The organism is Natronosalvus rutilus (assembly GCF_024204665.1).
In the GTDB taxonomy this organism is placed as follows: domain Archaea; phylum Halobacteriota; class Halobacteria; order Halobacteriales; family Natrialbaceae; genus Natronosalvus; species Natronosalvus rutilus.
On the sequence record NZ_CP100355.1, the window covers coordinates 1017084 to 1039598 of the forward strand.

At 65.1% G+C, this 22515-nt stretch carries 23 protein-coding genes and 2 pseudogenes; 12 read left to right on the forward strand and 13 right to left on the reverse strand.

Annotated elements, in window-relative coordinates:
• Positions 1-9: 9 nt before the first annotated feature.
• Both NGM29_RS05000 and NGM29_RS05005 read right to left on the reverse strand, forming a co-directional pair.
• Positions 10-1197 carry an archaeosine biosynthesis radical SAM protein RaSEA gene (locus tag NGM29_RS05000; RefSeq protein WP_254159339.1) on the reverse strand — a complete coding sequence of 396 codons (1188 nt, stop codon included), beginning with the start codon at positions 1195-1197 and terminating at the stop codon, positions 10-12.
• A 237-nt stretch (positions 1198-1434) separates the two neighbouring features.
• Positions 1435-2070 (reverse strand): hypothetical protein, encoded by a 636-nt coding sequence (locus NGM29_RS05005; protein ID WP_254159341.1) that lies wholly within the window; start codon positions 2068-2070, stop codon positions 1435-1437.
• 116 nt (positions 2071-2186) lie between these two features.
• On the opposite strand from NGM29_RS05005, the gene prf1 reads away from it, so the two are divergent.
• The 3 genes from prf1 (at position 2187) to NGM29_RS05020 (ending at position 4855) form a co-directional block, all read left to right on the forward strand.
• On the forward strand, positions 2187-3446 hold the full coding sequence (gene prf1, locus NGM29_RS05010; RefSeq protein WP_254159343.1) for a peptide chain release factor aRF-1: 1260 nt from the start codon (positions 2187-2189) through the stop codon (positions 3444-3446).
• A 255-nt stretch (positions 3447-3701) separates the two neighbouring features.
• Positions 3702-4484: a helix-turn-helix transcriptional regulator gene (locus NGM29_RS05015; protein ID WP_254159345.1), complete on the forward strand. Its 783-nt coding sequence runs from the start codon at positions 3702-3704 to the stop codon at positions 4482-4484.
• Positions 4485-4699: 215 nt separating this feature from the next.
• Positions 4700-4855, forward strand: a complete 156-nt coding sequence (locus NGM29_RS05020) for a rubrerythrin-like domain-containing protein (RefSeq protein WP_254159347.1) — start codon at positions 4700-4702, stop codon at positions 4853-4855.
• A gap of 114 nt (positions 4856-4969) precedes the next feature.
• Here NGM29_RS05020 and NGM29_RS05025 read toward each other — a convergent pair whose 3' ends face one another.
• The 4 genes from NGM29_RS05025 to NGM29_RS05040 form a co-directional block, all read right to left on the reverse strand.
• The gene (locus NGM29_RS05025; RefSeq protein WP_254159349.1) at positions 4970-5356 is read right to left on the reverse strand and encodes a DUF6276 family protein; all 387 of its coding nucleotides are present in this window, start codon (positions 5354-5356) and stop codon (positions 4970-4972) included.
• Positions 5357-5399: 43 nt separating this feature from the next.
• Positions 5400-6116: a V-type ATP synthase subunit D gene (locus NGM29_RS05030; protein ID WP_254159350.1), complete on the reverse strand. Its 717-nt coding sequence runs from the start codon at positions 6114-6116 to the stop codon at positions 5400-5402.
• 206 nt (positions 6117-6322) lie between these two features.
• Positions 6323-6718: an Hsp20/alpha crystallin family protein gene (locus tag NGM29_RS05035; protein ID WP_253432479.1), complete on the reverse strand. Its 396-nt coding sequence runs from the start codon at positions 6716-6718 to the stop codon at positions 6323-6325.
• A gap of 199 nt (positions 6719-6917) precedes the next feature.
• A complete protein-coding gene (locus tag NGM29_RS05040) occupies positions 6918-7988 on the reverse strand; it encodes a type II glyceraldehyde-3-phosphate dehydrogenase (RefSeq protein ID WP_254159351.1) in 1071 nt (356 codons plus the stop codon).
• A gap of 328 nt (positions 7989-8316) precedes the next feature.
• On the opposite strand from NGM29_RS05040, the gene gap reads away from it, so the two are divergent.
• Together gap and NGM29_RS05050 are read left to right on the forward strand one after the other, a co-directional pair.
• The gene (gene gap, locus NGM29_RS05045; RefSeq protein WP_254159352.1) at positions 8317-9384 is read left to right on the forward strand and encodes a type I glyceraldehyde-3-phosphate dehydrogenase; all 1068 of its coding nucleotides are present in this window, start codon (positions 8317-8319) and stop codon (positions 9382-9384) included.
• Positions 9385-9471: 87 nt separating this feature from the next.
• Entirely contained in the window at positions 9472-10677 is a 1206-nt protein-coding gene (locus tag NGM29_RS05050) for a phosphoglycerate kinase (RefSeq protein ID WP_254159353.1), read from the forward strand.
• 139 nt (positions 10678-10816) lie between these two features.
• Here NGM29_RS05050 and NGM29_RS05055 read toward each other — a convergent pair whose 3' ends face one another.
• Positions 10817-11218, reverse strand: a complete 402-nt coding sequence (locus NGM29_RS05055) for a DUF7125 family protein (RefSeq protein WP_254159354.1) — start codon at positions 11216-11218, stop codon at positions 10817-10819.
• Between NGM29_RS05055 and NGM29_RS05060 the strand changes: the two genes are divergently transcribed.
• Positions 11192-11485 carry a hypothetical protein gene (locus tag NGM29_RS05060; RefSeq protein ID WP_254159355.1) on the forward strand — a complete coding sequence of 98 codons (294 nt, stop codon included), beginning with the start codon at positions 11192-11194 and terminating at the stop codon, positions 11483-11485. The genes NGM29_RS05055 and NGM29_RS05060 overlap by 27 nt on opposite strands.
• Before the next feature lie 51 nt (positions 11486-11536).
• Positions 11537-12928, forward strand: coding sequence for a signal recognition particle protein Srp54 (locus NGM29_RS05065; RefSeq protein ID WP_254159356.1), 1392 nt, complete (start codon positions 11537-11539; stop codon positions 12926-12928).
• A 157-nt stretch (positions 12929-13085) separates the two neighbouring features.
• On the opposite strand, the gene mdh is transcribed toward NGM29_RS05065, so the two are convergent.
• On the reverse strand, positions 13086-14000 hold the full coding sequence (gene mdh, locus NGM29_RS05070) for a malate dehydrogenase (RefSeq protein ID WP_254159357.1): 915 nt from the start codon (positions 13998-14000) through the stop codon (positions 13086-13088).
• A 159-nt stretch (positions 14001-14159) separates the two neighbouring features.
• Here mdh and NGM29_RS05075 point away from each other — a divergent pair.
• The 4 genes and pseudogenes from NGM29_RS05075 to NGM29_RS05090 all read left to right on the forward strand — a co-directional run.
• Positions 14160-14606, forward strand: a pseudogene (locus tag NGM29_RS05075) (TIGR00725 family protein); the annotation flags it as partial.
• A gap of 72 nt (positions 14607-14678) precedes the next feature.
• A pseudogene (locus NGM29_RS05080) lies at positions 14679-15083 on the forward strand (GNAT family N-acetyltransferase); the annotation flags it as partial.
• A gap of 85 nt (positions 15084-15168) precedes the next feature.
• Positions 15169-15909, forward strand: coding sequence for an Sjogren's syndrome/scleroderma autoantigen 1 family protein (locus NGM29_RS05085; RefSeq protein WP_254159358.1), 741 nt, complete (start codon positions 15169-15171; stop codon positions 15907-15909).
• A 45-nt stretch (positions 15910-15954) separates the two neighbouring features.
• On the forward strand, positions 15955-16773 hold the full coding sequence (locus tag NGM29_RS05090) for a glycerophosphodiester phosphodiesterase (protein WP_254159359.1): 819 nt from the start codon (positions 15955-15957) through the stop codon (positions 16771-16773).
• A gap of 125 nt (positions 16774-16898) precedes the next feature.
• On the opposite strand, the gene NGM29_RS05095 is transcribed toward NGM29_RS05090, so the two are convergent.
• Both NGM29_RS05095 and NGM29_RS05100 read right to left on the reverse strand, forming a co-directional pair.
• Positions 16899-17414 carry a redoxin domain-containing protein gene (locus NGM29_RS05095; protein ID WP_254159360.1) on the reverse strand — a complete coding sequence of 172 codons (516 nt, stop codon included), beginning with the start codon at positions 17412-17414 and terminating at the stop codon, positions 16899-16901.
• On the reverse strand, positions 17414-17728 hold the full coding sequence (locus NGM29_RS05100) for a glutaredoxin family protein (RefSeq protein ID WP_254159361.1): 315 nt from the start codon (positions 17726-17728) through the stop codon (positions 17414-17416). Before NGM29_RS05100 ends, NGM29_RS05095 begins: the two co-directional genes overlap by 1 nt.
• 90 nt (positions 17729-17818) lie before the next feature.
• Between NGM29_RS05100 and NGM29_RS05105 the strand changes: the two genes are divergently transcribed.
• Entirely contained in the window at positions 17819-19303 is a 1485-nt protein-coding gene (locus NGM29_RS05105; RefSeq protein WP_254159362.1) for a hemolysin family protein, read from the forward strand.
• A 187-nt stretch (positions 19304-19490) separates the two neighbouring features.
• Here the strand turns inward: NGM29_RS05105 and NGM29_RS05110 are convergent, their stop codons facing one another.
• The 3 genes from NGM29_RS05110 to NGM29_RS05120 all read right to left on the reverse strand — a co-directional run bounded on the left by NGM29_RS05110 (position 19491) and on the right by NGM29_RS05120 (position 22369).
• Positions 19491-20252 carry a hypothetical protein gene (locus NGM29_RS05110; RefSeq protein WP_254159363.1) on the reverse strand — a complete coding sequence of 254 codons (762 nt, stop codon included), beginning with the start codon at positions 20250-20252 and terminating at the stop codon, positions 19491-19493.
• Between the two features lie 48 nt (positions 20253-20300).
• Entirely contained in the window at positions 20301-21494 is a 1194-nt protein-coding gene (locus tag NGM29_RS05115; RefSeq protein ID WP_254159364.1) for an inorganic phosphate transporter, read from the reverse strand.
• Between the two features lie 158 nt (positions 21495-21652).
• Entirely contained in the window at positions 21653-22369 is a 717-nt protein-coding gene (locus NGM29_RS05120; protein ID WP_254159365.1) for a DUF5828 family protein, read from the reverse strand.
• Between the last annotated feature and the right edge of the window lie 146 nt (positions 22370-22515).

The following is a 22515-nucleotide window of genomic DNA, read 5'->3' on the forward strand; positions in this document are numbered from 1 at the left end:
GCTTTCCCGCTATCGCGTGAGCGGCTGGTTGAATCCCGTCTCGAGGTCGAGGACGGCCTCCCAGGTCGCCTCACACTCACAGGACACCTGCTCGAACACCGACGGGTCCTGTCGCAGATCGAAGTCCTTGATCGCCTTCTGGACGAGGTCGTCGCACTCCCCGCAGTTGTGGGCGCCGCGGTCGGTGCCGTGGCCGACCGGGTCGGAGACGACGATGCCCGCCACGTCGGCCGTCCGCTCGAGGACGGCGGCGACCGACCAGAGCCACGGCGGGCGGTAGCCATCCTGAAAGTAGAGGTCGTCGACCATGGTGTAGCGCTGGACGTTGCAGGGGTTCATCGAGACGGTGTGACAGCCGTCGACGGCCAGGCAGCGTTCGACGGAGGCGACCATGTCCTCGAGGGCCTCCGATTCGGTGAGGAAGGGGGGTTTCATGAGGAGGTAGGCTTTGATGCCGGCGCCGCCTGTGCTGTCAGTTTCGCCTGTGCTGCCAGTTTCGCCTCCACTGCCGGCTTCGCTGCCTGCAGCGCCAGACTCGACGTCGCCCTCGGAACCGGCGCCACCGGCTTCGTCCGCCGCGACCGCCTCCGCACAGGCCGCCTCGAACGCCTCGAAGTCGAAGTACTTGTTCACGCAATCGCGGCGAACCCGATCGGTCGCCGTCTCGAGGCCGATCGCCACGTCGGTCTGGAGGCCGTACTGCGTGAAGTCGCCGATCTTCTCGCGGTCGACGAAGTCGGGCAGGGACTCGAGGACGATCCGCTCGCGGTCGCCGAAGGTTTCGGCGATGGCCTTCCGGGACTCGGCGCTCACCTCGCGCTCGTCGAGGAACGACCCGGAGGTGTAGATCTTGATCAGCGGTGCTGGCTCGTCGGCCTCGTCGGCTTCGTGATCCAGACAGACCTGAATCTGGTCCATCAGCGCCTCGTGGGGAACCGTCCCGCCGTCGACACTCTCGGCGACGTAGCCACACATCGTACAGCCGCCCGCCCGCGCCCAGCGACAGCCGCCGGTGTTGAGGATGATCGTTAGACTCTCTCTGACGCCGTTGGGCGTATTGTCCTCGTCGAGCCAGACCCGCGTCGGTTCGTGAGGGTCGTAGCTCTTCTCCTTTCGCGAGCGAACCTCGCGCATCACCTGGTTGTGGGCGTCCATGCCCTTGCCCTGCTCGTAGACCTCGGGCGTCGGCTGGCTCATTACCGAGGAAAGCGTCTCGAGGGGTAAAGCGGCTTCGGGACGTACACAGTACCCGTTACGCCTCGGGATACCTCGTGGTCCGAGAAACCTCTGGTTTCTCGTCATCACGACAGACGCTTCGCGTCTTTCGAACGACTTCGCGAGGAACCGCTCGGCGTAAAACGCTACGACAAAAAGGCCGCTCGCGACCGATGGTCGACCACGGGTGCAGACGTTCGTCACTTCGTGCGGCTGTCGTCACGAATCTGGGTTCGAAACCCGGAGCGCGAACCCCCACTCGAGCGAGACGGCTTTGTCCGTGCCCCATCTCGCGTCCGGGTCGTCCCACCCCGAAACGCGCTGGCTCCAGCGGTAGGTTCCGGGCTGGAAGTAGCCTTCGACCTGGAAGTCGTGCCACACCTCGTACTCGGTGACGACCGACTCGCCGGGGTCGTACGCTCGAGGCGGACAGCCCTGAGTCGTGAACGCTCTCCCTTCTTCTGCATCGCGGTCCTCGACCCACCTGCCGTCGACGCGCTCGAGGTGGTCGGTGTGCCTGTAGAGCCACAGCCCCTCGGGGTCGTCGCTTCCCCCTCGCGACCGGTTGAACAGGCTACACCCGGCTTCGCCCACGGAGAGCGCCCGTTCGTCGCCCTCGTTGGTCGTCCGTACCTCGAGCCGTGCTGGACTATCTTCCGCTACTGTCTCCTCGAGCAGCGTCGTCTCGATCGAGAATCCGTACTCGTCGGGGACCGAATCCTGTTCGACCAGCGCGAGTTCACGCTCGGTGTTCTTTGCTCGAGCGCTCGAGGTCGGTCCAATCTCGCCGAGACAGCCGGCGACTCCGGCGACGAGGGCGGCGGCGGACCCGGTGAGGAGGGCGCGGCGTTGCATGACTGTCGTGACAGCACGCCTGAACGTAATCCTTCGGGTGGTAGCCGAGGCCCGGTGGCAACGCGTCCCACGACGTGTCAAAGGGTACTTACCTGCGGCTCCGTTCTAGAGAGACAATGAGTCAGGAGGGAGAGCAGGCCAGTTCCGACCGGAAAAAATACGAGTTCCGGAAGGTTATCGAAGACCTCGACAACTACGAGGGGTCGGGCACACAACTCGTAACGATCTACGTCCCCGAGGACCGCCAGGTCAGCGACGTCGTCGCCCACGTCACCCAGGAGCACAGCGAGGCGGCGAACATCAAGTCCAAGCAGACCCGGACGAACGTGCAGGACGCCCTCAAGAGCATCAAGGATCGGCTCCGCTACTACGACACGTACCCGCCCGAGAACGGTATGGTGCTGTTCTCGGGCGCCGTCGACTCCGGCGGTGGCCAGACAGAGATGATCACGCGCGTCCTCGAGAGCCCACCGGATCCCGTCGAGTCCTTCCGCTACCACTGCGACTCGAACTTCCTGACAGATCCGCTCGAGTACATGCTCGAGGACCACGGCCTCTACGGGCTGATCGTCCTCGACCGCCGAGAGGCCAACGTCGGCTGGCTGAAGGGCAAGCGCATCGAACCCGTCAAGTCCGCCTCCTCGCTCGTTCCCGGCAAGCAGCGGAAAGGTGGCCAGTCCGCCCAGCGATTCGCCCGCCTGCGCCTCGAGGCCATCGACAACTTCTACCAGGAGGTCGCGGGGATGGCCAACGACCTGTTCGTCCCCAAGCGTCACGAACTCGACGGTGTCCTGGTCGGCGGTCCCTCCCCGACGAAAGACGAGTTCCTCGACGGCGACTACCTCCACCACGAGATCCAGGATACGGTACTCGGAAAATTCGACGTCTCCTACACCGACGAGTCCGGCCTGAAGGACCTGGTCGACAACGCCTCCGACGCCCTGGCCGACGCAGAGGTGATGAAGGACAAGAAGCACATGGAACGCTTCTTCAAGGAACTCCACAGTGGGGAACTCGCCACCTACGGGTTCGACCAGACTCGGCGCAACCTCGTGATGGGGTCGGTCGAGACCCTCCTGATCAGCGAGGACCTCCGAAAAGACGTCGTCACCTTCGACTGCGAGGCCTGTGGCAACACCGACTACGACCTGATCGACCGCCGGAAGGCCACGCCCTCTCACGAGTGCAGCGAGTGTGGCACCGCGGTCGAGGCCACGGACGAAGACCGCGAGGACGCTATTGAGCACCTCATCACCATCGCCGAACAGCGCGGCACCGAGACCAAGTTCATCTCGAGTGACTTCGAGAAGGGCGAACAGCTCTACAACGCCTTCGGCGGCATTGCGGGCATCCTCCGGTACGATACGGGCATCTAGGCGGCTACAGCGACCAACCTTCCTGTCGACTCTTCGAGTAAGAGTGGCTGGCTACCCCTTTAGACCAACTCCCTGGATGGGGGCGACGGGTCAGGAGCCAGGGGTCGCATGTCACGAGTCACGAGGTACGAATTGTGAGTCAAGGGGCACCGATCACAAGCCGTCGATCACCAACCGCCGGCCACGAGCCGTAAACTGCGAACTGTGAACGACCGAGAGACTTTTTACTGCGAGCAGAGGAGTCGATGACGAACGATGACCGCACCGTCGCCCGCCGAACCGCTCGAGGTGGTGTCCCGCCGTCACCCGCTGCTGGCAGCACTCGAGGCGGGGCCGCGGCCGAAAGGCGACCTCCTGGACGCCGTCGACTGCTCGTCCTCCACGCTCGACCGCGCCATTCGCGAACTCGAGACCTGCCACTTCCTCGAGCGTCGCGACGGGTCGGTACGGCTGACCACGGCAGGTCGACTCGCGCTCGAGGAGTACCGGCGGAGCCAGCGAGCGCTCGAGTCCATCACGGCGGCCAGTCACGTCCTGCAGTTTGCCCCGCCCGACGCGCCGCTGTCGATGGCGGTCCTGGAGGAGGCGACGATCCACGAACCCAGTTCGCACGCGCCGAACGCGCCGGTCGAACGGATCGCCGACTGCATGCGAGACGCCGACCGCGCCTGGGCGCTCGGTGCGACCGAACGCACGCCGCAGTTTCGTCGCATCCTCAACGAGCAAACGACCGACGGCGACCTCGCGGTCGAGGTCGTTCTGACGGACGACCTCCTGTCGTTTCTCCTCGAGGCCCACACGAACGCCCTCGAACGTTTCCTCGAGGTCGATGCGTTCGAAGCGGCGACGATCGAGGAGATTCCGTACGGGCTGGCGGTACTCGAGACGCCGACGAAGCCGTACACGTTCGTCACTCTCACGAACGAGGGGGACGTCCAGGGGGTCATCGAGAACGACTCGCAGGCGGCCTACGAGTGGGGGCGCGAGCTGTTTCAGCAGGTTCGTTCTGCGGCGACGGCGCTACAGCCGCCGGAGTAGCCGGTTGGAGAGCGTGTACTCGAGCGGGTGACATCGACGTTCGAGACTCGTCTCAGCGGTTCGGTCATCGACGGGGCCTCTTTCGTGGGAGCGCAGGCGCCAGTACCGGAGAACGCCGCGTTCGAGGGGAACGGCTGAAAAATCACAGAAATTATTATTCTTCCCCATTTACACGTTTCGGGCGATATATGCAAATGGCGCTGTAAGGATGGCACATGCCCCACGATCAGGACGTCGAAGGCGAGAACGATCCGGAGTCTCTCTCGACGTACGAGTGTCTCCGCTGCGGTACCGTCGTCGAGTCGAAGACGCATCCCGGAACGTGTGACTGTGGCGGTGAGTTCCAGAACCGGGCGAAGTCGCTCGAGTAGACTCGAAATCCGTCCGATCGGCCAGCGTCGACGTTCGACGGAGGCTGGGTAGCGTTCCTGGCTCCGTGGACTAGTCTCTCGTGTTTTCGTGACCTCAGAGGGCCGACCATCCGATCAGTAGAGTAACTGTTCGAGCTGGTGACGACGGCGCTCGAGGTCGACCGCCGGTTCCACCGTGGGTTCAGCGAGCACCCGATCGATAGCGAGCAGCGGGTCGGCCCCGTGACGCTCGACCGTCTCGAGGGCGTCCTCGAGTTTCGTGCGGTTCGTCGCCAGCGAGTCACAGAGCCCGATCGCGAGCGCCAGTGCGATTCCCGCGTCGCCCGACGGAAACGAAGTACTCACGCGCGAGAAGTCGGGATCGCCCGCCCCGGAACTGGAGGGCTCGACGCGAAGGCAGCGCGGACAGATCGCCGCCGCGTCGGCCTCCTCGGGAGCATAGGCTCGAAGCGAGGGCGAAACCACGAAGGTGATCGGATCGACGTCACAGGAGCAGTTCATCGAGATAAACGCGTGTCGGCGGTCTTCGGGACGGTACTGGGTCTCAGTTGGTTCCGGGAACGCCGCTCGCGGTCGCGGGTTCGCGCTCCTCGGCGTCGCGCTGGGTGCGGGCGAGTTCCTTCTCTTCGTCTTCCTCGGCTTCCTTCTTCTCCTTGATCTTCTTGAGCCGGAAAATCTCCTCGCGCTCTTGCTCCTCGAGTTTCTGCTCGATGTACTCCTTGTTCTCGTAGAGGTCGGGCAGGAGTTTGAACTCGAGAGCGTTGACGCGCCGTTTGGTGGTTTCGATCTCCCGCAGCATCTTCTTCATCGCCGTCTCGACCTCGGCGGCGAGAATGATGCTCTGGAGGAGGTCCTCGTAGGCTTCGGCGGCCTCGTCGATACGCGCGGAGGTGCCCATGATCCCGTAGCCGCGCTGGTCGAGGCTCTTCGTGACCTTCGAGGACTCGATCTGGGGGACGACGACGCCCATGATGTTCTTCGACTCGGTCGTGATCTCGGGGTGTTCCTGCAGGGCGGCGGCCGCGCCGCGAACGGCGACGTCGCCTTCCATCGCACGCGCCATGTTAATCGTCTTCTGAGCGCGCTCGTAGTCCTCCGAGAGCTCGCCGCGGACGTCCTGGGCCTGGTCCAGGATGTCCATGAACTCCATGATCAGCCCGTCGCGTTTCTTCTCGAGCGTCCCGTGCCCGCGCTCGGAGAGGTCGATGCGATCCTCGATCTGCATCAACTCTTTCCGAGTGGGTTTGACGTCCTTGGCCATCTTGTGGGTGGGTTGCGCGCGCAGTCGGATAACTGTTTACAGTTGCAGCCAACAGCCAAACGGTCGCTGCGTGTGTGCTCGTATTCGACGGCCGCTAGTGACCGCCGGTAACCGCCGGTGACCGCTGGTGAGGGCGAAGAGATTGGCACTGATCGTACAGACGCGAGGAAAAATCGACTGCGTACCGAGACCGCTGGCGAGACCGGTTACTCGAGACTGATGTCCGAGGACTGCTCGGCGGGTTCGAAGACGACCTCGAGCACCCCGTTGTTGTAGGTCGCCGAGGCGGTGTGTTCGTTGACCCGGCGGGGAAGGGAGACGCGCTCGTCGTACTCGCGGTGGTCGCTCCGGGCTGAGATGGTGAGCGTCTTGCCGTCGCACTCGAGTTCGATGTTCTGCTTTTCGACGCCGGGGAGGTCGGCGATGACGCGGACCTCCTCCTCAGTGTCGTGAACGTCGACGTGGGTGTCGGCGCCGAAGCCAGCGTCGGTGTCCGTCCGCGACTCGAAGCCGACGTCTCCGCCGGCCATCATGTCGTTCATCATCCGTTCAATCTCCCGAAAGAGGTCGTCAAAGGGTTCGTCGCGGTCGTCTCGGCGCATGAGGGACTCTAGAAGTGGCAGGTCCAAAAAGGTATTCCTCGAGGCGAGATCCTGAGAACGGGACCGACGTGCTCGAGTGACGGGACTTTGCTGCCGCTGGCGAACTCGGTATGATACGGAGTGGTGGCAGATGGAACGTGGATTGGTAGTCGCCAGCAGTCAGTCGTCGATCATCAGCCGCCGGTTCAGCCGTCAGCCGTCAGTCGTCGGCCGTCTGCGTATCGAGACGCTTCACCGGTCGGTCGCGAAGGCCTCCGAAGCCGATGCCGAGCGTCTCGTTCGTCAGCGACCGGCTTTCGGGGCCCGAAAGGTGACCGGAGATAGCGCGCAGGGCGTCAACGTTCTCGGGAACGACGTCAGACTCCTGGTGAATCGCCTGCATACAGTAGAGGTCCGAACCCTGGAGCGTGACCGACTCCTCCCAGATGCAGTTCTCCCAGATGTCGCCGCGGGGTCGACCGGCGTCGGCCGCCATGTCCTTGAGCGTCCCGGCGCCGTCGATGCGGGCGTACTCGGGGACCATGATGGTTCGCTCTTGGGCCGCGAGCAAGTCGCGTACGTCGTCTTCGCTCGCAGGCGGGTTCTCGAGGGTGACGTTGATGGCGTGAACGTGCATCATCGTCGTCGGCACCTTCAGGCCGATGGTGTCGATGTCGAGTTTGGGGAAGAGCGTCTGCACGTCGGGACCGTGGTGGGAGGGGATGGAGACGGGGTCGGGGACGGCGTCGTTGATCGGGCCGCGTCCGGTCTGGTTCGGGTCGCCGCCGCGGCGAACCAGCGTCGCCCGTACCTTCTCGATGCCGTAGGCCTCCTCGAGCGGGGCGACGAGCCGGGAGAGTCCGGTCGTGTTACAGGAGACGACACGGACGTAGTCGGCGTCTTCGGCCTCGTCGTAGTTCACGCGGGCGTTGAAGCTCACTTCGGCGACGGTGGCGTCCTCGCCGCCCTGGAAGATCGCGGGCGTGTCGTGGCGCTCGTAGAGCGAGCGGTTTTCGGCACCGATCCCGGAGGGCGTTGCGTCGACGACGACGTCGCTTTCCTCGACGAGTTCGTCGACCGTGCCGGCGACGTCGACGCCGATCTCGCGGAACTCCTCGATCCGCGTTTCGTCGACCACGTAGAGGGGGTAGCCGGCCTCGACGGCGCCGATGGCGACGTAATCGGGGCTAACCTTGGCGACGCCACAGAGTTCCATGTCGGGCTGCGCCGAGACGGCGTCCGCGACGCGTTTCCCGATGGTTCCATATCCGTTGATTCCGACGCGGAGCATACGAGGTCCACTCCACCGGCGACGGGTATAATTGTTTCGGACAGACTGATAGATGTTAACTCGTAATTGAGTACTCGAGAGAATAATCGACATACTGCGTCGGGTTGGTAATGGGACACACGGCCGAACACATATCTTTTAATTTTTTCATAAACGGGGTTTAGCGGGTCCTATATTGCTCCACCATCACGTTACTCTCGCGGGACAGAACGTTCGAAAACTCCTTGTGCTAATTATGGTCTGCCTGCTAGTATCGGTCCTGAGGCACGTTGGACAGTGTCCAGAACCAGGGCAACTACTTTAACCCTGGACAGCTTAGTACTCAGATATGAGTGAACATTCATTCGCCGAAGACACTTCCACGGACGGCGTTGTTCGCGTCGGCCTCAACGGATTCGGCCGCATTGGCCGGAACGTCCTGCGTGCATCCCTCGAGTACGACGGAATCGAGATCGTCGCGATTAACGACGTGATGGACAACGACGACATGGAGTACCTGCTCCGGTACGACTCCGTCCACGGTCGCCTCGACGACGTCGAGCGCGACGGTGACACCCTGTTCGTCGGCGGCCAGGAGATTCGACTGCTCAACGAGCGCGACCCCACCGAGTTGCCGTGGGAGGAGTTCGACGTCGACGTCGCCTTCGAGGCGACCGGCCTGTTTCGCTCCCACGACGACGCTGTCATGCATCTCGAGGCTGGCGCCGACAAGGTCATCATCTCCGCGCCGCCGAAGGGCGAGAAGGACGTCTCGATGTTCGTCTACGGCGTCAACCACGACGAGTACGAGGGCGAGGACATCCTCTCGAACGCCTCCTGTACCACGAACAGCGTCGCCCCCGTCGCCAAGGTGCTCGACGAGGAGTTCGGCATCGCCTCGGGCCTGCTCACTACGGTCCACGCCTACACCGGCACGCAGTCGCTCGTCGACGGCCCCGAATCGAAGCGCCGCCGCGGTCGCGCCGCCGCCGAGAACATAATCCCCACGACGACAGGCGCCGCCATCGCCACCACCGAGGTTCTCCCCGAACTCGAGGGGAAACTCGACGGCATGGCGATTCGCGTCCCCGTCCCCAACGGCTCGATCACCGACCTGACGGTCGACCTCGAGGCCGACGTCACGAAAGACGACCTCGAGGCCGCCATCCGCGAGGCCGCCGACGGCGAACTCGCCGGCGTGCTCGGGTACACCGACGAGGAGATAGTTTCCCGGGACATCGTCGGCCTCCCGTTCTCCTCGTACGTCGACCTCGAGTCCGCGATGGTGCTCGAGGACGGCCTCGTGAAGATCCTCACGTGGTACGACAACGAGTACGGCTTCTCGAACCGCATGCTTGACCTCGCGACGTACGTGATCGCCGAGGACGAAGCCGAAGCGGAAGCCCCGACGCAGTAGCCCACTCGAGTCGTCGTTCGCGACGGTCCGGACGAAACACCTGGCAATTCCGCCCCTTTTAAGCAACCGCGTGATGCGCGTACGGATATGTTCGACACCATCGACGACCTCGAGCCAGGCCAACGACTGCTCGTCCGCGTCGACCTCAACGCGCCCGTCGAGGACGGCCGCGGCCAGGACAACCGGCGCTTCGCTCGCCACGCCGATTCGATTCGCGCGCTACTCGAGGACGACCACGCTGTCACCGTCATGGCTCACCAGGGCCGACCCGGTCGGGACACGTTCATCTCGCTCGAGAGCCACGCCGAGATCCTCGCCGACCACCTCGACCGACCCGTCGACTTCGTCGCGGACACCTACGGCGAGGAAGCCCTCGAGGCCATCGACGACCTCGAGACCGGCGACGTCCTGGTGCTCGAGAACGTCCGCATGTGCGAGGACGAACTCCCCGAGAAGGACCCCGAGGAACACGCCGACAGCGAGTTCGTGCGAACCCTCGCTCCGCACTTCGATGCCTACGTCAACGACGCCTACTCGGCGGCCCACCGCGCCCACGCCTCCCTCGTCGGCTTCCCCCTCGTGATGGACGCCTACGCGGGGCCGGTGATGGACGCCGAGTACACCGCCAACTCCGCCATCCAGGACCGCGAATTCGACGGCCCCGTGACGATGGTGCTGGGCGGAACCAAGGCCGAGGATCTGATCCCGGTCATCGAGCAGGTCGACGAGACGGTCGACCGCTTCTGTCTCGGCGGCATCGTGGGCGAGCTCTTCCTCCGGGCCGCGGGCCACGACGTGGGCTACGACGTCGACGGCACCGAGTTCTTCGACCACCAGTGGGACGACCACGCCGACACCATCGAGCGTATCCTCGAGACCTACGGCGACCGCCTGACCCTCGCGACGGACCTCGCTTACGAGGGCGACGACGGCGACCGCGCCGAAGTCGACGTCGAGGACCTCGAGAAGGACACCTCCTACCTCGACGTGGGCAGCGACACCGCCGACGCGTACGCCGACCTCGTCCGGGACTCCGAGGCGGTCTTCGTGAAGGGCGCACTGGGCGTCTTCGAGGACGAGCGCTTCGCGGACGGCACCGTCGAGGTCCTCCGCGCCATCGCCGAAACCGACTGCTTCTCGGTCGTCGGCGGCGGCGACACTTCACGGGCAATCAAAATGTACGGGCTCGACGAGGCTGACTTCTCTCACGTCTCCATCGCGGGCGGCGCCTACGTTCGGGCGCTCACGGGTGACACGCTGGTCGGCGTCGAAGTGCTCGAGCGGGAGGCCTGATTCTGTACTCCGACCGAGGACACCGCTTGTACCGATACATCGCTTGTACCCGACCAGCACCGCCTGGAATCGCCTATACCGCATGGACTCGACCGACGACACCCGCACCGCTTGAGTCACCGGGTCACCCGTCCTCGAGTCAGTCCGACTCGACAGGTTCACCCTCGTTTCCAGCTGCCGTCGGCTCCTCGAGCGAACCCCGTTCACCGGCGGCGGGTTCGGGAATCGTACGCGCGAAGCGACACTTGCTGACCCGTACCCGCGGATCGGTTCCTACGGCACCACCACGATTCGGCGACGGAATCTCGAGCACCACGTCTGATACCTGTACCGTCAGTCGCCGGTTCCGTGGCTCGTGGCCGTCACGCAGATCGTACAGGACGACCACGCTCTCTGTCTCGACCACTCGTTCGGACATCGAAGAGAGGAACTCCCGGTAGACTCGTCGACCCGCCCGCTCGAGAGCGTCCACGACGTCGACGATCAGACTGCGACGATCCTCGTCGAGGCCGGTTTGACGGCGGATCTCGAGGACGAGCACCGCTACCGCCTCGCGATCCGGGCCACGGAACCCGACGACGGACGAGAACTGGTTCGGCGCATCCAGCGTGCACCGGAGACGATTTCGGCGCGAACGGTCGAGACCGGGGACGACCTCGAGGGCGAGTTCGTCGAGTGGGTTCCGGGAACCGTCCTGGTAATCGAACGCGACGGCGACCTCCACCCGTTCCCGGCAGGCCGCGAACCGATTCGTGTGGGCGACCGGATTCACGCCATTGGTGTGCCTGACGAACTGGCGGCGCTGTGACTGCGGTCAACGGACAAGGCTTTAACCGCATCGTCGCCTATCGGCATGCAAATGGTACTCGACGATCTCGGAAGTTCCCTCCGAGGCACCCTCGACAAACTCCGCGGCAAGTCGCGCATTTCCGAGGAGGACGTCGAGGACGTCGTCAAGGAGATTCAGCGGTCGTTGCTGTCGGCTGACGTCGACGTCTCCTTGGTGATGGAGCTCTCGGACAACATCAAGACCCGCGCGCTCGAGGAAGAGCCGCCGGCGGGAACGCCCGCCCGCGACTTTGTCCTCCGCATCGTCTACGAGGAACTGGTCGACCTCATCGGTGAGTCGACCGACCTCCCGCTCGAGGAACAGACCATCCTGCTGGCCGGTCTCCAGGGATCGGGGAAGACGACCACGTCCGCGAAGATGGCGTGGTGGTTCTCGACGAAGGGGCTCCGGCCCGCCGTGATCCAGACCGACACGTTCCGGCCCGGTGCCTACGAGCAGGCCAAAGAGATGTGCCGGCGCGCGGAAGTCGACTTCTACGGCGACCCCGATGGCGACGACCCGGTCCAGATCGCCCGCGACGGCCTCGAGGCGACAAGCGAGGCAGACGTCCACATCGTCGACACGGCGGGTCGCCACGCCCTGGAGGACGATCTGATCGACGAAATCGAGGACATCGAGGACGTGGTCGACCCCGACGTCGGCCTGCTGGTGCTCGACGCGGCCATCGGTCAGGGCGCGAAAGATCAGGCCCAGCAGTTCGACGAGTCCGTGGGCATCGACGGCGTCGTCATCACGAAACTCGACGGGACGGCGAAGGGTGGTGGCGCGCTGACGGCGGTCGACCAGACCGACTCCTCTATCGCCTTCCTCGGGACCGGCGAGGAGGTCCAGGACATCGAGCGCTTCGAGCCCAACGGATTCATCTCCCGACTTCTGGGGATGGGCGACCTCGCCCAGCTCGCCGAGCGCGTCGAGCGCGCGATGGAGCATACCGGCGAGGAGGAAGACGACTGGGACCCCGAGGACATGCTCGAGGGGCAGTTCACGCTGAAGGACATGCAAAAGCAGATGGAGGCGATGAACAATATGGGGCCCCTCGATCAGGTGCTCGACATGATTCCCGGCTTCGGCGGCGGGATCAAGGACCAGTTGCCCGACGACGCGATGGACGTCACCCAGGACCGGATGCGGACGTTCGAGGTCATCATGGACTCGATGACCGACGCCGAGAAGGAGTACCCACGGGCGATCGGCGCCGATCAGATCCGCCGGATCGCTCGCGGTTCCGGGACCTCGGAGGAGAGCGTTCGGGAACTCCTCCAGCAGTTCAAGATGATGGAGCGCACCCTCAAGCAGTTCCAGGGGATGGGATCGGACAAGGAGATGCAGCGGATGATGCAGCAGATGCAACAGCAGGGCGGCGGCGGAATGGGCGGGATGGGTGGCGGTGGCCCGTTCTGAGACGCCAGTTGCGATTTCTCGAGGACGGCTAGTTCGGCTCTCGCGGAGACGCTGATCGTTCCCTTCTTTCGCTCCTCGAGTCGGATTCCACTCCTGTCGCTATCAGCTATCTAATTCAAACTCGAGATTCGCCGTCAGAACGCGATTCGAGCCCGTTTCAGGCGACCTTCCCGTACTGATCGGTGAGCTTCTCGGCAGCCTCCCCCAGCTGTTCGCGCTCGTAGGCCGAGAGGTCCCACTCGACGATCTCTTCGACGCCGTTCGAGCCGAGCTTCGCGGGGACGCCGAAGGCGGTGTCTTCGTGGCCGAACTCGCCCTCGAGGACGACGCTGGCGGGCAGCACTTCGCCGGTGTCACGGAGGACGGCCTCGACCATGTGGGCGACGCCGGCGGCGGGGCCCCACTCGGTGGCGCCTTTCTTCTCGATGACGTTCATCGCGGAGGTCTGGAGTTCGTTCAGAATCTCCTCCTTCTCGTCGTCGTCGAAGGTGCGATCCTCGCCGTCGACGCGTACTTTCGAGAACACGGGCACCTGCGCGTCGCCGTGTTCACCGAGAATCGTCGCCTGGACGTTCTGGACGGGGACGTCGTAGCGCTGGGAGAGGACGTACCGGAACCGGGCGGAGTCGAGGCGGCCGCCGAAGCCGATCACCTGTTCCCGGCTTCGATCACCCGTCTCGTAGAGGTGCCGGTTCAGCAGGTCGACCGGGTTCGAGGTGGTGATCGTCACGAAGTCGTCGTTGTGCTCGGCGAGCGAGGAGCCGATGTCCTCCATGATGGGGGCGTTGTCGCCCGCGAGGTCGATCCGGGTCTGGCCTGGCTGGCGCGGAATGCCGGCCGTGATGACGACGACGTCCGATCCCGCCGTGTCCTCGTAGCCGCCCTGGCGGACGACCGTGTTCGAGTCGTAGGCGACGCCGTGGTTGACGTCGGCCGCCTGGCCGACCGTGTCGTCTTCCTTGTCCGGAATGTCGACGAAGACGAGTTCGTCAGCGATCCCGCGCAGTGCGATGTTGTAGCCCGCCGCGGCCCCGACGGTGCCGGCCGCGCCGACCACGCTCACTTTTGTCATACCACGTTCACCGTCTCCTGCCAGGGCGTTAAATCCGTCGGAAAGACGGGTTCGCAGCACGGTTCGGGCGATCAGACGATCCGTGGGCAGACACGCTCGAGTCGCCGGCGATCGTCGGGAATCGAACCAGCCTTGAACGCTCGCGACCCTCCCTCGAGCATGCGCGTCAGTGTCGTCGGCGGTGGGTCGATCACGGACGAGGAGACCGAGCAGGCGGTCGCGGTCGGTCGTGAACTGGGCCGACGCGGCCACGCGGTCGTCTGTGGCGGCCGCGGGGGGACGATGGAGGCGGTCTGTCGGGGGGCACGCCAAGCCGGCGGCGAAACCATCGGCATCCTCCCCTCGAGCGAGCGCGCGGATGCGAACCCCTTCGTCGATACGGTGATCACGACCGGAATGGGTCACGCCCGGAACGCGCTCGTTCCGCTGAACGGCGATGCGGTCGTCGCGCTATCTGGCGGTCCCGGAACCCTCTCGGAGATCGGTTTCGCCCTCGTATACGGTCGCCCGGTCGTCGGCCTCGAGACCCACGACGTCCCCGGCGTGGAGACTGTCGAGACGCCGGAGGCGGCCGTCGACGCGGTCGAACGAGCGGTACTCGGCGAGACGAACGGCGCGGCAGTCGAGGGGAGCGAGGGAGCCGAGGATACCGAGGGGCCCGAAGCCGACCTCCCGGGGCCGTACACCCTCGTTTCCCGGCCGCCGAGCCCCGAAGCGTTCGTCGCCCTCCGGGAAGCCGCGGACATGGCCCCGCGGTCGCTCGAGGCGGTCGAGCGCGGTCTCCCAAATTCGGTGTTCGCGGTGCACGTGACTCATGACCCCTCGGGCGAACCGGTCGGCATGGGGCGCATCGTCGGCGACGACGGGGCGGTTTATCACATTTCAGACATGGCCGTCCACCCGGACCACCAGGGGCGGGGACTCGGCACGCACATCATGGACCGACTATGGGACTACATGGAGGAGACGGCGCCAGAGTCTGCGTACGTCAACCTGCTGGCCGACGTCGACGGGTTCTACGAGCGGTTCGGTTTCGAGGAGACCCGCCCGGCGTCGAAGGGAATGTATCGCCGGGTCGAGTGAGCGGGCAGGGCGATACAACCTCGAGGCCGGCGCCAGCCCGCGTCAGTCCGTAGCTTTTTCGACGTTTGCCTCCCATACACCGGATATGAGCGACTTCGACAAGGAAGCCGAACGCGAGAAGCTTCGAAAGAAGTACGAGCGCGACGAGGCTGATCGCGAGGCGACCCAGCGGATGAGCGACCTCTTGCTCAAGGGAGCGACGATGACCAATACCCACTGCGACGTCTGCGGTGACCCCCTCTTTCGCTATCAGGGGACCACGTTCTGCCCGAGCTGTCACGGCGGGCCGGAGGGCGTCGAGGCATCAGTCGACGACGGTACCGGCGATGAGGATCGGGCCACAGCAGCGGGGTCGACCGGGGGGACGCGAGCAGACGAACACCCCTCGAACGAGGTACCTGCCGGGGAGACGGAAGCCGCGAACGACCCCGAGAACGCGGCCTCGAGCGTCAGTGCTGACGCCACTGACGCAAACCGATCGGCGGCGGCGCCCGAAACCCGCGCCACCTCCAGTACGGTGAACGAGGGACCAGGACCGGGGGCCTCTCGCGAGACGTCCGATACCTCCGGCCTCGCCGATGCTTCCGACACCCCCGGAACCACCGAAACCGCTGAAACAAGCCGAGCGCCGTCGCCTATCCCATCGAGCGGTTCCGGGTCGGATGTCGACGTCGGCAGCGACCTCGAGGCCGGCACGGACGCGCTCGTAACTGCACTCGAGCGATTTTCGCGAGCGGCCGCCGAGGCCGACGACCCGCGGTACGCGAAGGCGTGCCTCGAGGCGGCCCACGAGGCGGCGGCGACGCTAGCGACGCTTCGCGAGTAGTTCGGACTCGGAACCTACAACTCGCCTCCGGCCATCCTGCTAGCCATGCCCGAGCCAGCGGTCATCGCCCACCGCGGATTCGCCGGAATCGCCCCCGAGAACACGATCGAGGCGGCCCGAATCGCCAGCGAGCACCCCTCGACGGGCATGATCGAGATCGACGTCCAGCCGGCCGCCTGCGGGACGCCGGTCGTGATTCACGACGACCGACTCGAGGGAACCCGCGACGGACGTCCGCTCACCGATTCCGAGGGGCTGGTGTGGGAGCAGACACTCGAGGCCCTCTCGAACGCCCGGGTCCTGGAGACGGACGAAACGGTCCCGACCCTCGAGGCGTTCCTCGAGGCCGTCGGCCCCGGCGTCGGCGTCAACGTCGAACTCAAGAACCCGGGGAACCCGTCGATCCGTCCGGCGGAATCGCTGTCGCCGAGTGCGCGCGCCGAACGCCGAGCGATCTGGGAGCCGTTCGTCGAGCGCGTCGTCGAGGTCTGTGACGGGTTCGACGGCGAGGTGCTGTTCTCGTCGTTCTGTGCTGGCGCGCTCGCGGCCACCCGGAACGTGGCACCCGAGTATTCCATCGGAACGCTCGTCGCGGACGACCTCGAGACGGGCCTCGAAGTCGCCCGCGAGTACGACAGCGAGGCGATCCATCCGCCACGAAACGCGATTGCCGGGACGGCGCTGTCGACGGAACCGTACGCCGGCGTCTCGGAACCGCCGACGGTCGACCTGCTCGAGGTCGCTCGCGACGAGGGACGAACGATCAACGTCTGGACGGTCGACACCTGGATCCAGTTCGACCAGTTGCGATCGGTCGGCGTCGATGGGATTATCGTGGACTATCCGGGCCTCAACTCGCGGTGAGCGGACGCTCGGGTGCTCGGGTACTCGAAGTGTTCGTACTAGACTGGTTTCTGAGGCGCTCGAGCACTCGAGCGTTCGTGCCGACCGATCCCGATTTCCTGAGCCGGTTTCTGAGAAGCTGTCCGCTACGCGAGCCCCAGCGTCTCCTCGAGCGCGTCGTAGTCGGGGAATTCGGGCCACTCGGTGGCGACCCACGACTCCGTCACAGTCAGGTCGGCGTCGACGGCGAAGAAGGCGACACGTGGCTCGCTAAGGCCGGCCATCCCGTCCAGGTCGTGAGCGATTCCGTACTTTTCGGCGACGTCGTTGCCCGGATCGGCGGCGATCTCGAACGGCAGGTCGCGTTCCTCGAGGAAGCCAGCAATGCCGTAGGGGTTCGCGGCGGAGACGCCGACGACGTGGGCGCGCTCGTTCCAGTCTCGTTCGGCGAGTTCCGTCCAGACGTACTGGGCGACGAACGAGCCGATCATGGGGGTGAACACTAGGATAAGGCCGTCGCCATCCTCGTCGGACGCGAGGTCGGCCAACGATCGATCCTCCCAGAATTCGCTCGAGACGAGTGGTCGGATGAAGTCCGGCGCTGCCGTTCCCGTTTCGGGGTGATCGGCCGGCCCGAGGTCGACGACGTCGAAGTCGACCACTAGTCGTCACCTCGGTTGCCTGCAGCCTCCGCAGCCCCCATAGTACCTGCAGCGCCATCACCGTAAACCGAATCCAGGTAGTCGACAATGTTCGCACTCTCGGCCATCGTAACGCCGGTTTCTTCGTCGACGAGGACGGGAACCGACCGGACCCCGGCCGCGCGCTTGACCGCGTTCCGTCGCAAGTGCATCGGTTCGACGAAGCGCGATCGATACTCGAGGCCGTACGTCTGCAGTCGAGAGACGACCCGTTCGCAGTAGGGACACCCCTGCAGTCGATACAGCGTCCGCGGCGAGTCGGTCGGTGCTGACATAACTCCCGATTGGGAGACGAGTGCAAAAACGGTGTCGGGGCTCAAAAGGGTAAAACGTTAATCAGTCCGGTGATAACAGACAGGGAGTTAATGGTGTATTCGCTGTTCGAAGCGGTCGTGTTCGCGTACACGGTCCCAGGACTGGGGCTGGAGATGGACGAATCGATCGTGACGATCCTCGGTGGGATCACCGTAATCTTGCTCATCGGGGTCTCCGCCTTCTTCTCGTCCTCGGAGATCGCGTTGTTCTCCCTGCCGAAACACCGCGTCGAGTCGATGGCCGAAGAGGGCGTTCCCGGCGCCGAGCGGGTGCAGGCGCTCAAATCGGATCCCCATCGGCTCCTGGTCACGATTTTGGTCGGCAACAATATCGCCAACATCGCCATGTCGTCCATCGCGACGGCCGTCCTGTCGATTCACTTTGGCGGCCTGGCCGGGGTGTTTATGGCGACCTTCGGCATCACCGCAATCGTCCTCCTGTTCGGCGAAAGCGCTCCCAAGTCCTACGCCATCGAGCACACCGAGACCTGGTCGATTCGAACGGCGAAACCGCTCAAAGCGACCGAGTACCTGCTCTACCCCCTCGTCGTCCTCTTCGATTACCTCACCCGCCAGATCAACCGCCTGACTGGTTCGGCGACCGGCGCCATCGAAACGCCCTACGTCACCCGCGACGAGATCCAGGAAATGATCGAATCGGGCGAGCGCGAGGGCGTCCTCGAGGAGGAAGAACACGAGATGCTCACCCGGATCTTCAGGTTCAACAACACTATCGTCAAGGAGGTGATGACGCCCCGACTCGACATGACGGCCGTGCCGCGGGATGCCGGCATCGACGAGGCCATCGAGACCAGCATCCAGAGCGGCCACGCCCGGATTCCGGTCTACGAGGGCAGCCTGGACAACGTCCAGGGCGTCGTCCACATCCGGGACCTCGTCCGAGACCTGAACTACGGCGAGTCGACGGATCTCACGATGGAGGACGTGATTCGTCCGACGCTGCACGTCCCGGAGTCGAAGAACGTCGACGAACTGCTGGGCGAGATGCGCGAAAACCGGATGCACATGGCCATCGTCATCGACGAGTTCGGCACCACCGAGGGGCTGGTGACGATGGAGGACATGGTCGAGGAGATCGTCGGCGAGATCCTCGAGGGCGGCGAGGAGGAACCGGTCGAGGAGGTCGACGACGACACTGTCGTCGTCCGCGGCGAGGTCAACATCGAGGAGGTCAACGAGGCCCTCGGCATCGAACTCCCCGAGGGCGAGGAGTTCGAGACCATCGCGGGGTTCATCTTCAATCGTGCCGGGCGCCTGGTGGAGGAGGGCGAAACCATCATGTACGACGACGACGGAGGCGTCGAGATCACCGTCGAAGAGGTCGAAAATACCCGAATCATGAAGGCTCGACTCGAAAAACTCGGCCTCGAGGAGGACGGAGAAGCGGTCGATGTGGACGGGGACGAGGACGAGCCTCGTGACGACAGTGACGGCGACGATGGAGACGGAAGTGGGAACGAGAACGGAAACGGAGACGCGGACACGGACGAGAGCGTAACAATCGAAGACGAGTAACCGGTCGGACCGACGGACTCGACCCGCGAAGCGGTCTGTTTTGCCGTTCAGAGGCACATTCGAAGGCCGAAACGATGGGGTGGCTACTCGAGCGTCGTGCGGAGGTACCTCGAAAGTCGAATTGACGAGTCCCACTCGAGCACTGGAGCGATGAGGAGAGACGCTCGAACACCGAACCGATCTCGCGCTACTGAGACCGCCCGACCAGCCCCTCGAGTTCCCGCGCCACGACCGGCGGGACGACCAGTCGCCGTGGGCCGGGCACGTACTGGCCGCCGGGGGTAGCGTACTCGAGGGTGACGATTGCGGTGTCACCTACCGTTCGGACGGACGCGTCCTCGAGGTGCTCGAGGGCGATCCGTTCTTCGGGGTCGTGGAGGTAGATAACGCCCTCGTCGGCGTCGATGGTCCCCACGGAGCGCAGGAACGAGGAACCGACGAGTGCGATCAGCGCGAGCGGGAGCGAGAACGCGGCGAGAAACGTGAACGGGCCGGCCCCGACGGCGAGTAAGTCGCCCTGGGAGACGAGACGGCCGGCGAACATCAACGCGCCGACGACGCCGACCATGGCGAGCGTGCCGAGGGCCGCGTCCATCGCTCGTTGGAGGCCACGCTCGTCGGAGGTCGACACCGGAAGCGGAAGGCCTGCGGAGAGTCGCTCGAGGTGTGCCTGCGTGTGGGCGCTGGCGGCGAGGGCGAGAATTGACGCGGCCAGACCGAGGAGGGCGGCGACGAGGACGGCCTGTGCGCTCGTCAGATCGAATCCGGTACCGGCGACGGTCGTCGACAGGATGGTCGTTCCGGCCTGTCCGAGCAGGTCGAACACTCGCCAGACGGCGACGATCGAGATGACAGCGAAGAACGTCCCGACGCCGAACGCCCAGAGCGCTCGCACCGCGCGCGAGGTCGTCGCGTCCCGCCGCCACTGGATCGGCTGGGCGTCTGCCATACTCGACGTCGGGCCCGAGCGACCAAAATCCGTTCGATCCGCGGCCGGTTACAGGATGACCCAGTCGACGAGTCGAAAGCCCGCATACGAGAGGACGATCGACCCGGCCAACGAGAGCACCCACGCCAGCACGGTCAATCCCATCTTTCGGGCGCTTACCCCGCCGCCGTCGGCGCTCGAGGCGGCGTAGCCGCTCCCGATGATCGCACTGACGATGATCTCGTTGAACGAGACCGGAATGCCGTAGAGGACGGCCGACTGGGCGATGGCGAACGAGGGGATGAGCGCGGCGATCGACCGGCGGGGTCCGAGCGAGGAGTAGTCCTGGGAGATCGCCTTGATCATCCGCGGAGCGCCCGTCCAGGAGCCGACCAGGAGGCCGACGCCGCCGCCGACCAGCAGCGCCGTGAGGGGGATCTCGAGGTCGCCCGAGAGGGGGAGCAGGGGGCCGATGGCGAGGCCGACCTGGCTCCCGCCCGCCGAGAATGCGACCAATCCTCCGAGGACGAGCAGGAAGTGTCGCTCGCCGCGCTCGATCGTTCCGCGCGTGTCGGTCCAGAAGAGGAGCGCCCAGAAGAGAGCGACGAGGGCAGTCACCGCGAGCGGGCCGACGAGCGCGGGGCCGGGAACGGCGTCACCCGCTGCGAGCGCCAGCGACGCGCTCTCGCCGGCCCCGCCGAGGGCGGCGAACTCGATGTTCGCGAGGAGAACGCCGACGACGCCGGCGAGACCGACGATGAGCGTTCGTTCGGAGACGGGTTCGTCCCGAAGCAGTCGGGCGATCAGGTACGCGATCCCGCCGCCGACGAAGGGCGTGAGCAGCCACAGTGCGGCAATCTCCTGATATTTGGGCCAGGCCGGCGTCCCGCCCATCGCGAGACCGACGCCGATGATCGATCCCGTCACCGTGAACGCCGTCGCTATGGGGTAGCCCGCGAAGACGCCGATAGCGACCAACACGGCGGCGATCGACAGTCCGAGGGTGGCGGCGGCCGGCGAGAGGACGACGCCATTGATGAGTTCCGCGCCGACTGCTTCGGAGACGTTCGCTCCCTGCAAGACGGCACCGGCGAACCCGAGTATTCCGACCAGAAAGCCCGCTCGCATCACCGAAATGGCGTTCGCGCCGACGGCGGGGGCGAACGGGGTGGAGCCGCTCGAGCCGGCACCGATCGCCCAGGCCATGAAGAGGCTGGCGAGGGCGGCGAGGGCGAAGGTCAGGAGGGTCGCGATCTCGACCATTCGTTCGCTATTCGGCCAACCGGTACAAGTGTGTGCCGACCCAGCGGCGTCGCCGGACGCGGTTCGAGGCTGTTCGTAGGCACCTCGTGGTCGCTCACCGATCGCTACGCATCGGATAATTGTCGGATGATGGAGGGGAAGAGAGGAATGTGCCGTCGTCAGTTCGTCGTCGATCGCGACCCGTCGCTGGGCTCTGGCGGCGGCTCGACGCCCTCGACAGCCTCGGCTCGTTCCGTGTCCTTCTCGGTTTCGACGTGCCAGCGGTCGACCTCGTCTTCGTACTCGGCGAGTCGCTCCGAGACGTCGGCCTTGAGGACGTCGTCGTTGACGTTCACCTCGAAGACAAACCGATCGGCGTTGCCCCGGCCGCTCTGCTGGATGTTCGCGCTGACGAGTTCGTTGTCGAAGTAGTACGGCGCGAGCTGGGTCATCACCTTCTGGTAGACGGTGTCTTCGACCCGCCGAATCGCCTTTCGACTGGCGGTGTCGGCCGCGCGCGCGACGTAATCGACCGACTCCCGCCAGCTATCGACGGCCTCGTCGGCCTCGTCGGCCTCGAGGGCCTCGTAGGAGGCGGACAGCTTCTCGCCGGCCGTTTTCAGGTCTTCGTCGGGATTTTTGCCGGCCTTTTCGCCCTTGCCCTCCTCGACGCTGGCCTGTTCGGCCGTCTTCTCGCTGACCTCGGTCTCGAGGCGCTCGTGGGCCTTGGGTCGCCACTCGTCCCACTCGTTGAACGCGCGCGCGAACCGCACGCCAGCGTCGAGGTCGGGATCGTCGACGCCCGTCTCGCGGAGCGCCTGGGTGATCCGCTCGCCGTGCTCGACGACGTCGCCCCAGTCACCACGGACTTTGAATCCCGAAATACTCTCTTCCATTCGGTCGAGCGGTCCTATGTCCCGCTCGGTTATAAACTTCGTCGCTGGCTAGTGTGGGGTCTTCACGAAGCCCCGCCGACGCCTCCACCCCGGCGCTCGTTTCGTTCCTGTAAGACGTTCGATGTTCCGACCACAAACGATAGGGG

Excerpts from the sequence above, each read along its gene's own strand:
- NGM29_RS05035 (WP_253432479.1), bottom strand. The coding sequence starts at position 6,718 with ATGCGCCGAGACGACCGCGACGAACCCTTTGACGACCTCTTTCGGGAG.
- NGM29_RS05090 (WP_254159359.1), top strand. The coding sequence starts at position 15,955 with ATGCCCGAGCCAGCGGTCATCGCCCACCGCGGATTCGCCGGAATCGCC.
- NGM29_RS05115 (WP_254159364.1), bottom strand. The coding sequence starts at position 21,494 with ATGGTCGAGATCGCGACCCTCCTGACCTTCGCCCTCGCCGCCCTCGCC.
- prf1 (WP_254159343.1), top strand. The coding sequence starts at position 2,187 with ATGAGTCAGGAGGGAGAGCAGGCCAGTTCCGACCGGAAAAAATACGAG.
- NGM29_RS05015 (WP_254159345.1), top strand. The coding sequence starts at position 3,702 with ATGACCGCACCGTCGCCCGCCGAACCGCTCGAGGTGGTGTCCCGCCGT.
- NGM29_RS05120 (WP_254159365.1), bottom strand. The coding sequence starts at position 22,369 with ATGGAAGAGAGTATTTCGGGATTCAAAGTCCGTGGTGACTGGGGCGAC.
- NGM29_RS05065 (WP_254159356.1), top strand. The coding sequence starts at position 11,537 with ATGGTACTCGACGATCTCGGAAGTTCCCTCCGAGGCACCCTCGACAAA.
- NGM29_RS05040 (WP_254159351.1), bottom strand. The coding sequence starts at position 7,988 with ATGCTCCGCGTCGGAATCAACGGATATGGAACCATCGGGAAACGCGTC.
- NGM29_RS05020 (WP_254159347.1), top strand. The coding sequence starts at position 4,700 with ATGCCCCACGATCAGGACGTCGAAGGCGAGAACGATCCGGAGTCTCTC.
- NGM29_RS05105 (WP_254159362.1), top strand. The coding sequence starts at position 17,819 with ATGGTGTATTCGCTGTTCGAAGCGGTCGTGTTCGCGTACACGGTCCCA.
- gap (WP_254159352.1), top strand. The coding sequence starts at position 8,317 with ATGAGTGAACATTCATTCGCCGAAGACACTTCCACGGACGGCGTTGTT.
- NGM29_RS05025 (WP_254159349.1), bottom strand. The coding sequence starts at position 5,356 with ATGAACTGCTCCTGTGACGTCGATCCGATCACCTTCGTGGTTTCGCCC.
- NGM29_RS05110 (WP_254159363.1), bottom strand. The coding sequence starts at position 20,252 with ATGGCAGACGCCCAGCCGATCCAGTGGCGGCGGGACGCGACGACCTCG.
- NGM29_RS05005 (WP_254159341.1), bottom strand. The coding sequence starts at position 2,070 with ATGCAACGCCGCGCCCTCCTCACCGGGTCCGCCGCCGCCCTCGTCGCC.
- NGM29_RS05100 (WP_254159361.1), bottom strand. The coding sequence starts at position 17,728 with ATGTCAGCACCGACCGACTCGCCGCGGACGCTGTATCGACTGCAGGGG.
- NGM29_RS05030 (WP_254159350.1), bottom strand. The coding sequence starts at position 6,116 with ATGGCCAAGGACGTCAAACCCACTCGGAAAGAGTTGATGCAGATCGAG.
- NGM29_RS05050 (WP_254159353.1), top strand. The coding sequence starts at position 9,472 with ATGTTCGACACCATCGACGACCTCGAGCCAGGCCAACGACTGCTCGTC.
- NGM29_RS05000 (WP_254159339.1), bottom strand. The coding sequence starts at position 1,197 with ATGAGCCAGCCGACGCCCGAGGTCTACGAGCAGGGCAAGGGCATGGAC.
- mdh (WP_254159357.1), bottom strand. The coding sequence starts at position 14,000 with ATGACAAAAGTGAGCGTGGTCGGCGCGGCCGGCACCGTCGGGGCCGCG.
- NGM29_RS05085 (WP_254159358.1), top strand. The coding sequence starts at position 15,169 with ATGAGCGACTTCGACAAGGAAGCCGAACGCGAGAAGCTTCGAAAGAAG.